At 50.5% G+C, this 1,207-nt stretch carries 1 protein-coding gene and 1 pseudogene; both read left to right on the top strand.

Annotation, left to right across the window (positions count from 1 at the left end; translation table 11 throughout):
* Window positions 1-442: pseudogene (locus tag A3750_RS25540) on the top strand (carbohydrate ABC transporter substrate-binding protein); the annotation flags it as partial.
* Window positions 443-608: 166 nt separating this feature from the next.
* On the top strand, window positions 609-1,207 hold a 599-nt coding region (locus A3750_RS00240; RefSeq protein ID WP_156498257.1), incomplete at its 3' end, for a hypothetical protein.

The following is a 1,207-nucleotide window of genomic DNA, read 5'->3' as shown; positions in this document are numbered from 1 at the left end:
GTCACTTAAGAAAACCATAGTAGGCCTAACCCCCGTAAGAAAATCTGACAACAACTCTGACGCGTTCACCCAAAAATCAAAAACGCTCGGAGGGCTCGTCGAGTTTTATCAAAGCCCTGCAAGAGAGCTTTGGACACCCACTGGCACCAATGTCCCAAATTACCCAGCTCTCTCTCCTGCCTGGTGGCAAAGTATCCCTGAGGCGCTCAGCAATCCCACCACGCCTGAAGAAACAATGAACGCCCTAGCCAACAGGCTCGACAATGCACTTGAAAACCTCAGCCATAACAAAGAGCTAAAGTGCGCTCCAAGATTAAATCCGAAAAAAGCGCAATCCTATTGGTTGAATCAACCCGGAGCACCCAAGCCAAAGCTGGAAGTAGAAAAAAACCAAGGTAGGACGCTGACCTATGAACAGTCTCTAAGGCAGTATTCCAACTAGTTGAGGTTGAGTCGGGCATCGGTAGTCTCACCCCGCCCGAAAACTCAGACCGAACATTCAGACAGTGCTAAAAACCAAGCAAACACGATCACACATCCATATCCATATCCATATCCATATCCATATCTATCCGCCAACTAATTTCGTTGACCAAACGATAGATCCAATGCTAGTTTTTCAAGCAAATAAAACACTCAATGGTACCCATGCCATGCAAGCCCCCTTTTTCAAAAGATCCGCGTACCCAAACCATGGGCACTCGACCCACTGGCTCGTTTCGCTTATGCTCTCTGCCGCTTTTTTAGCGCTGCCCAGCATCTCATACGCCAACGAAGAGACGACCAAAGAACCTCCTTTACTCACGTCACTTTATGGGCATGTAGGCGCGCAGTTCAGTATTGATGACCGCGTAGACAGCCAAGGCGGTATTAACCAAATCAATGGCGTAGACGATTGGGGCGCAGCATTCAACATTGGCGCCCTTTTCTCGCAACCGTTCGAAGAGCCGCTTTCCCTGTACGTCGAAGGCACTTATCTCAATCCGGGTGATCGGCACTTTACGATACTCGGTGCCGGCGCCCGCTATGACTGGATCGAAGAGCAAAGCGCAATCACGCCCTACGCTTCTTTGGGGCTTGGCTATCTGTCGATGCGCTGGGACGATGAACCGGTTAGTGGTTTCACCGCGGAAGCCAAATCTGGCAGCAGTGGCGTCGTCACCGGACAAGCCGGTCTGTTATGGTCGTTAACCGAGTCGTGGGGACT

This window comes from Oleiphilus sp. HI0079 (assembly GCF_001635105.1).
The sequence above is the reverse complement of the archived record's forward strand: the minus strand, read 5'-3'. Positions and strand labels throughout refer to the sequence as shown.